This window comes from Streptomyces sp. NH27 (assembly GCF_056859195.1).
On record NZ_JACEGK010000022.1, the window covers coordinates 19761 to 27628 of the forward strand.

The window sequence follows — 7868 nt, forward strand, 5'->3', positions numbered from 1 at the left end:
CGTCTCGGCTGGGGCACTCAGCGGCCGCAGTCCGTGCCATCGTGGACCGGCGGACATTCCACGTTCCGGCCGAGACGATCCAAAACGTGGATACGATCCGTGAGCGAATCCGTCCACGAAGTGACTTCGCCGCCCCCTCTCCACAAGAGCGCCTCGCTGCCGCATTGGCAATTGACGGCTCGTACGTCGTCGAGCAGGTGCGTGACGGCCTACCGTCAGTCCTCTACGGATTCGCACAGGCGGCCGCTGCGTACGTCGACCTCGGCGTCCTGGAGTCGCAGCGAGCCGAACATTTTGTCGATCCTTACATGATAGAGCGCGCAGTCAATACTGCCCTCGTTACGCTGGATCTGCCCGTTTCCGGCGCGTACACGCGCGCCGGTGTCGACATTGTGACGTCGTGGCGCGAGGCTCTCAACGAGTTGTTCCGCCAGAAGAAGATCGACGTCAACCGGCTCGATCAGCCCCTGCTGGATCTGCTCTTCCTCCTTCACGGCACTCCAGGTAATCCAGCCGCGACAGTGCCAGTCAACTGCCCGACGCAGGACTGCAACAGGGACATCCCTGTACCGCCTGCGGGCTCCGATTGCGATGCGTGCGGTGTGCATCTTTTTCCCACCGATGTGCTTCGCATCCACGAGGAGGTTGGCGAAGAAGACAGTAACCAGTCCGCTCTCGGGCGGCTGATGTCGGTGATCGAGCTGTTGGTACTGGTCGGACTGGCGACGCTTCTATGGGAACAGTCGCGTCAAAAAGCTTTGCCCACAACGTTGTTCATCGTCGACGGTCCGCTTGCTGTGTTCGGTACACCAGCAAAGTTGCGTGGGCGAGCCCTTGAGTACTTCCAAGCGATGGGCCGCAACGCCCCGGGAAGAGCGCCGTACGTTTGTGGAATCGAGAAGTCCGGAGTTCTGGTCGACTACGCACGCCAACTAGCCCGGCACGACATTCTCGGACCAGGTGACCTGTTGGTATGCGACGAAGAGATCATCGCTCGCGTCGTCAATGCCAACAATGCCCGCGCTTACGGCAAGGAGACGTACTGGGGCCGCAAGTTCGTGTATCGCGCGCTTGACGGGCGTGTCGTCGTGCCGACCGTGCCACCACCAACCGGCTCACCGTACGATGCCAACGGAGGGCAAGCCGACCCGGCGGCCTACCCGACGCTGCCGGCGATCCTCGACGTGATCGACCGCACCGGTTCTTCCATGTACGTCGATGGCATCATCCCGGTGGCGGCCGCTCACGGCAGGGCCGCGTTCCCGATCGGCGTGGGTACTGACGTGCTCCGCCTCGTAGCCACCAAGCGTCTCGGTCTCGACTCGCCTGGTGGACCAGCGGCTCAGGTACGGTCTGCCCCATGATCGAGAATGTGACTGTCCCGCCGGTCGCACCCCTGCGTGCAGCTCACGCCGCCACGCCCACAATCACGACGCACATCCTCGACAACCCGCGCCAGCTCATCTCACCTCTCGACGCCGTTGACCACGTGCTCATGACAAGCCGGTACCAGTCGCCACTACGGTACCCGGGAGCAAAATCGTCCCTTGCCCCAGTGATCGCCCGGGTCTTGGATGCTGCCAAGAGCTCGCGTGCGGTCCCGGCTATCAACCTGTTGGTTGAGCCGTTCGCCGGTGGAGCGTCAGCGTCTTTGCGGCTCGTTGGCCAGGGACTAGTTGATCGAGTACTGCTCGCCGACGTTGATCCGCTGGTGACTGCATTCTGGCAGGCCGCCGCGGCTGACACGGAGGCACTGATCGACCGGATGCATGACGAGTGGAGGCGATACGTCAAGCCCGGCGGAGCAGACGCGGTTGAACGGTGGGACTACTGGCGCTCTTGGGCACCCGCTGGGAACGCGAAGCCAGCCACGGTTCGGCTGGGGTTGGCGATGCAGTGTCTATTCCTGAACCGCACAACGTTCTCAGGAATCCTCCACGGCAAGGCAGGACCAATTGGTGGGCGCAAGCAGGAAAGTCCTTACGGTATCGGATGTCGGTGGAATCCGGAATCTCTAGAGGAACGGCTTCGATACGTCGGATACTTGTACGACACCGGCCGAATCGTCGATGTTTGGCACAAAGATTGGAAGCAGACTCTCGCTGATGTACCCGAGTACTATCCGCAACTGCTCCCTTCCCGCGTCGTTGCTTACCTCGACCCACCGTATATCGACAAGGCTTCGCACTTGTACCGTACGTCTTTCGATATGAGTGGTGGATATGGCGGCGACAGAGCCGACAAGAACGATCATATGCTGCACGTGCGTCTTGCAATTTACTTGCGCACTAAGGCACAGTTCCGTTGGCTCCTGAGCTATGATAACAACCCGCTGCTGACCGAGAGTCCTTGGCTCTACGGGCATTCTCGCATGACCCCCAGCCGTGAGGACCGGGAGACACTCGGGGTGCACTTCTGGACCCTGACGAAGCGTTTGGTAACTACGCGATACTCCGCCAGCGGTAAGACGGGGAAACGCAATGCCGATGAACTCCTCATCACTACTCTTCCGACATCCACTGTCCCCGTAGATCATCAGCTGCGCGAGTTGCCTCAAGTAGGTCGGACTAAAGTTGACACGCTGTGCGACGGGGACTTGACGGGTTCGGTTGCGGCGCGGTGCCGGTCGGCCAAGTAGGAGCCCACCACTCGGTTCAGGGCGTCGGCGTAAACGGCCCCCAGACAGGGCCGATCGTGGCTGGCGACGGGGCGTGCCACCATCTGAGCAGTGGGCGGCGGATCCCGGTCAGGACCAGGAGTATGTTTGAGATGATCTGGCCCCACTCGACGAGTTCGTCAATGCTCTTGCTTCCGAGAAGGCTGCACAGGCACACATCACCAGGATCGCGGTCAGCGGATACCACCGGCCCTAACGTGTGTGGTGGTCGGGCACCGAGCCGAGGTAGAGGCGACGGTCGGCGATCCGTCTGGCATCCAGCAGGCTGAGTTTCGCCAGGACGGCAGGGACGGGAAAGGATGCGGCTTGAGGCACAGGCCCCGCCCGGTCCATCCTGGGTGTGGGACTGAACCGCGCTGGCCCAGACCCAGGGGATCGGACTTCTTCTGTCAGGCGTGGCTCGTGGGTTCAAAAACCCCCGAGACGTCGCAGCGGGCTTCGTAGGTGTCGAGCAGTGCGGCCTGGACCGGGGTGGGGTACTGCTCGAAGGCGGCTATGAGTTGGGGGAACTCATCGTCCAGCGGGTCGACGGGGTCCTTGTCCTCGGTCGCCCACTGTGCCGCGAAGGCCGCTGCCCGCATCTGGATCAGCGGGACGAGGGAGCGGTCCAGCTTGAGGTCGTCGCAGGCCGTCGCGGCGAGGGATTCGAGGGCTTCGAGGAAGGTCACGTCGTCCTGCACCGCCCAGTAGGTCACGGCCAGGAGGTCCTCCACCGCGGCGTCGATGCGGAAGCGCGTTTCGGGATCGGTGAGCCAGAAGGGCGTCGGCGCGGGGGCTGTGGAGCCCGCGGGGTTGGTGTCGGTGGAGCTGTTCATGTCGATCGTTTCCTTTGCTGGTGCAGGTGAACGGTGGAAGAGATCAGCGGTGCTGCGGTCCTCCTCGGGGTTGGTGGAGAGCGGCGGCAGGCGGCGGGGTGGGCTCCTGCGCTGGGGAGTTGGCCTGGTGGGTGAGGGTGCGCAGGCGCGCGGCTGCCGCGCGTTGGTTGGGGACGGGCTGGTGGCCGAGGCGCTGAACGCGGAGGGCTAGGACCGAAGCGGGGCTGCGCGCGCTGTCGAGTTCGCGCTGGCGGGTCGCTTGGCGGAGGAGTTGGCGGGGGTCGTGTCCGCGTTGGGCGGCATCGGAGAGAGCGCCGGCCAGGGCTGCCCAGTGCGGGTCGGCAGCGATGCGTGTGGCGTGCTCCGGCACGGCAGCGGCCAAGTCGTGAGCGAAGCCGAGTTCGGTGCCAGGTGTCGGTGCGCGCTGGGCCAGGGCCGCGAGGGGGCGTTGTGCGGCTTGGTCGGCTGCCTGCTGGAGTTGGCCGACGGTCTTGCGGGCCGCGTCTGCCTGCTGCTCGTGCCAGCGGCGGGTGTGCCATTGCTCGATGAGCTGTACGGCGAAGATCGTTGCGGCGAGGGCGATGGCGACGACCCCTTCGCCGGGGTTGCTGCCACTGGTGGCCAGGTAGACGAGGTCGCGTGTGGTCTTGCGGAACTCCCGGGTGGCTCGGTGTTCCGCCTTGGTCTGGGAGACGGTGGCTCGCGCGAGTGTCCGCTCCGCTTGCCGGAGTTGCTGCCGTAGCTCGGGTGGGACCTGCCGGGTCAGTACGGTGATGCTCTCGTGGAAGGCGACGATGTGCGCTTGGGCGGCGGCATCTCCCGCGTCCCCTGCCTCGTCGGTGAGGGCGGGGACGAGTTGGGCGTCGATGGCCTCCGCGTAGGCGAGCAGCGGGTGTTCGGGGCCGGTGCGCCGTGCGGTCGGGTGGTCCTCCGGGGCCGGGCTCGCGGCAAGGCGTTCGCTCACCTGGGGCCAGGACAGGTCCTTGGCCAGGTCGGAGGCCGCGAACCAGACGGGTTTGCCATCCTTGTTCACGTCGCCGGGCCGGTTGACCTTGTAGCCGGCGATGTCGCCCGAGGCCGTGAACCGGCGGACGTGGACGTTCACGCCGAGGCCGGTCTCCAGCAGGTCGAGGAATCCCTCGGGCGTGGTGGCGTGCGCGAGCGCGGTGCGGATCTGCTCCTGCAGCCACTCGCGCGACGACTGCTGCCAGCCCTGCTTCTCCGCCTTGTACTTCTCGGCGCTGGTCGGTCGGCGGGAGGCCGTCCTGTCGCCGGACTTGAGCTGTCGTAGACCGAGTTCGCGTTCCAGCCTGCGGCACTCGTCCTGCGCGCGCTGGGCCGCACCGTGATCTCGCGGGGCTCGGCCGTCCTCGCGGACGTAGGTGGCCATGATGTGGATGTGGTCGGCGGCGTGGCGGACCGCGATCCACCGGCAGGCCATCTCGTCGCCGTCGGGCGCGATGCCCGTGGCGTGCACCACCCGCCGTGCGACCTCGCCCCATTCGGCGTCCGACAGTTCACGGTCCTCGGGCGCGGTCCGCACCGGGCAGTGCCACACGTGGCCGCCCTTGCGGGTGCGGCCTTCCGCACGAAGCCGGTTGACCGGTAGGTCCAGCAGGTCCGCGAGGCGGGTGAGCGTCGCGTGCTCGTCGCGGCCGGGATCGGGCACGCCACGGTCGAGCCAGGCGCCGACGAGGTGCGGGTCGAGGTGCTCGTCGCGCTTGCCGGGACCGTAGAGGTAGCCGAGCAGGCCCCGGCTGTCTGAGCCGAGCTTCCGCTGGATGTCGGGCACCATCAGGCCGCTTCGTTCAGGCGAAGGGTCACGTCGTGGATCTCGGCGATGACGTCGTCCAGCCGGGCCAGGGTGCCTTCGACCCGCGCCGGTTCCACGAGGACGCCCATGTGACCCTGCCGGACGAGTTGGTTGAGGTTGTTGCCGACCTTGCCGAGTGCGTACAGGGCGCGGCCGAGTTCCTCACCGAGAGCGCGCTCCGCCCGCTCGTGCGGAAGGAGTGCCGCGATGCGGTTGGTGGCGACCGCCACGGTGGCGTCCGCTATGAAGCCGGAGAACGACGGTCCCCGTTCGGCGACCGCACGCTCGACGACCGTGATCTCGGCGGCGGAGAAGCGGGTGGAGCGGTGCCGGTCGCGAGGCTCCGCGCCACGTGGACGCAGACGCCTGGGTTTCATCGGCCGACTGTCGGGGTGGTCGATCGGCAGTCGTGGACGGTCAAGGGCGGCCACACCGTCGTGCAGGAACGTGCCGAGGCTGACCCGGTCGACGGGACGGCGGGTGAGGGGCTCGCCATCGTCGGTATGCGCTGGGACGTGCGGATGGTCGGCGTCAGCGCGCGGCGAGGCGGACGGCTGTACAGGCTTGAGCTTGTCCGAGTCGCGGCTGCCCCCGGCCGCGACGTCCAGGTTCGGCGCCCCCGCCGGACCCGCCTTCGCCACCCCTGGGGCGGGGGCACTCGCATCCGGGCCGCCAACGGTGGCACGGATGCCCAAGCTTGCTCCCCCGCAAGGCTGGGGGTAGGCACTTCCGTTGCTGGTCAGCGTACGTGGTGGGGCGGGATCGTCCTCGGCGCGATCGTAGGGGTCGTGATGGCTGGACATGCGTTTCTCCGGGGGCTGTCGACGGTTGCGAGGCGGGAGGGATCTGGCCTCCGGGTACTGCCCGGGTGGGATGGCCGGACGAGGCCACCCCACCTGGCCGGTTCACTCGGTGCTGGGATGGGATCGGGCTTCGTCCCCGGCCTGAAGGGACTTGAGGGCTTCGGCGATGCGCTCGTTGCCTGCCGAGATTCCTCGCGCCTCGATCGCCTCGCGGGCCATCGCACGGCTGACCTGGCCGGAATCCGGATAGGCCCGGCGGATGATCTCAGCGAGCTGCTGGATCGTCGCCTCCGGTTTGCGCCCGCCCCGCCCCGTCTGCCCGCGCTCGCCGGTGGCGCCCTTCACCCCGTGAGCAGGGCTTTCCCCGATGGTCGGAGGAGCCGTGGCGCCCTGGTCGGCGACAACCGCCAACCGCGCGGCCGGTCCGTCTTCCGTTCCGGCGGGCGCGGTGGGTCGAACCGGAGGCTGTCCCACCTGCTCGGCCTGCGGCGCCGCGACCTGCCCCTCCGCCGGAATCACGGCCGGAGTCGCCGGAATCGTGGGGGGAGTTCCGGCGGCACGGACGTGGCTCCCGCCGTGGCGGCTGATGAGGATGTGCATGTGGGTGGCTCCGCCCAGGGCCAACGGCGCTGTCGCCGACAGGACCGCCACGGTGTGGTCGCCGAGGGTCAAGGTGTGGACGCCCGGTTGGTTGAGGCGGATGGCGTGCACGGCATTGGCCCACAGGCTGGCTGCCGTAGCCGTGCCGAACAGGGCCCAGGCGTAGGCGCGAGCGGGCCACGGTGCGTCGCGCAGGACCAGGAGGGCACGGACGCCGTACGCGATGAAGCCGTCGACGACCAGCGGGAAGAGGTAGGCCAGGTGCGGGCGGACGTGGACCGCGACGGCCATCTGCCGCAAGGCGTCGTACGACTGCGCGCCGCCGGCCAAGCCGAGCAGGATCAGTGCGAGCGGGTCCCACCAGGAGGTACGGCGGCCGGCAGCGGGCTCGGGCGGTGGGGTCGCGTGGATGGAGGGCGGAAGTCCGGTGGCGGCCATGAAAACTCCAGTCAGGGGTGGTGGTGTAGTGCCCCAGGGCATGCCGGAAGCAGGCAGGAGCGGCGCGTTGGCGCAGGTGGAAGCGCCCGGCGAGCTACCGGATTGGCGCGGGTCGAGGCGGAGAAGCGCGGCACCGATCGACCGCTGCATATGAGCGGCAAACGGCGGTGCGGCGGGGGGTCAGGCTCTGGCGGGAAGGAGCCGAGCGGCGTCGGTTTGGAGGGCGGCGCGGACCCTGGCTCGGCCACGTGCGGCGATGTTCGCGCGGGCTGCCGTGTCGTCGCTGCGGTCTGCCAGGCCCGCGCAGGTACGGCAGATCCCTTCGTGTGGGATCGGTCGGGCGCACGAGCCGCACTCGTGCCAGCTCGGCTTCGCCGTGGCGCTTGGTTCGGGTGCTGGTGGGAGCTTGCGGGTCAGGCGGTCGCGGACGAGGGCTGCGGCCGAGTAGAGGGGGGTGGGGAGCCCTGGCAGGAGGGCTTCGGCCAGGTCGCGTTGGCCGTAGCCGCGCTCCAGCCAGGTCGAGACGAGGGGTGCGAGGGTAAGGGCCTCAACTGTGCCGAGGCGCAGGCGCGGTTCGGGCCGGAGCACCCTGAACAAGGTGGCCGCCGCCTGTGCGGCCTGGTTGTCCGGGGGGACGTCGCTCGCTGGGAGCTTCGCCCGTCCTGCCTCCCCGACATCGCGGTGCTCAGTCAACGCCCCACTGGCGTTGGACCGTTGGGTGG

The 7868-nt window shown here is 67.8% G+C and carries 6 protein-coding genes and 1 pseudogene; 2 read left to right on the forward strand and 5 right to left on the reverse strand.

What is annotated here, in order from left to right; translation table 11 throughout:
* Positions 1-86 precede the first annotated feature (86 nt).
* Complete coding sequence (locus AC13HU_RS03910; RefSeq protein WP_483040299.1) at positions 87-1364, forward strand: hypothetical protein; 1278 nt, start codon at positions 87-89, stop codon at positions 1362-1364.
* Positions 1361-2638: a DNA adenine methylase gene (locus AC13HU_RS03915; RefSeq protein ID WP_483040300.1), complete on the forward strand. Its 1278-nt coding sequence runs from the start codon at positions 1361-1363 to the stop codon at positions 2636-2638. The genes AC13HU_RS03910 and AC13HU_RS03915 overlap by 4 nt, the downstream gene beginning before the upstream one ends.
* Before the next feature lie 428 nt (positions 2639-3066).
* On the opposite strand, the gene AC13HU_RS03920 is transcribed toward AC13HU_RS03915, so the two are convergent.
* The 5 genes and pseudogenes from AC13HU_RS03920 to AC13HU_RS03940 all read right to left on the reverse strand — a co-directional run.
* Positions 3067-3492 carry a hypothetical protein gene (locus AC13HU_RS03920; RefSeq protein ID WP_483040301.1) on the reverse strand — a complete coding sequence of 142 codons (426 nt, stop codon included), beginning with the start codon at positions 3490-3492 and terminating at the stop codon, positions 3067-3069.
* Positions 3493-3535: 43 nt separating this feature from the next.
* Positions 3536-5287 (reverse strand): relaxase/mobilization nuclease domain-containing protein, encoded by a 1752-nt coding sequence (locus AC13HU_RS03925; protein WP_483040302.1) that lies wholly within the window; start codon positions 5285-5287, stop codon positions 3536-3538.
* On the reverse strand, positions 5287-5682 hold the full coding sequence (locus AC13HU_RS03930; RefSeq protein WP_483040303.1) for a hypothetical protein: 396 nt from the start codon (positions 5680-5682) through the stop codon (positions 5287-5289). Before AC13HU_RS03930 ends, AC13HU_RS03925 begins: the two co-directional genes overlap by 1 nt.
* A gap of 528 nt (positions 5683-6210) precedes the next feature.
* On the reverse strand, positions 6211-7146 hold the full coding sequence (locus AC13HU_RS03935; RefSeq protein WP_483040304.1) for a DUF2637 domain-containing protein: 936 nt from the start codon (positions 7144-7146) through the stop codon (positions 6211-6213).
* A 180-nt stretch (positions 7147-7326) separates the two neighbouring features.
* Positions 7327-7868: pseudogene (locus AC13HU_RS03940) on the reverse strand (hypothetical protein); the annotation flags it as partial.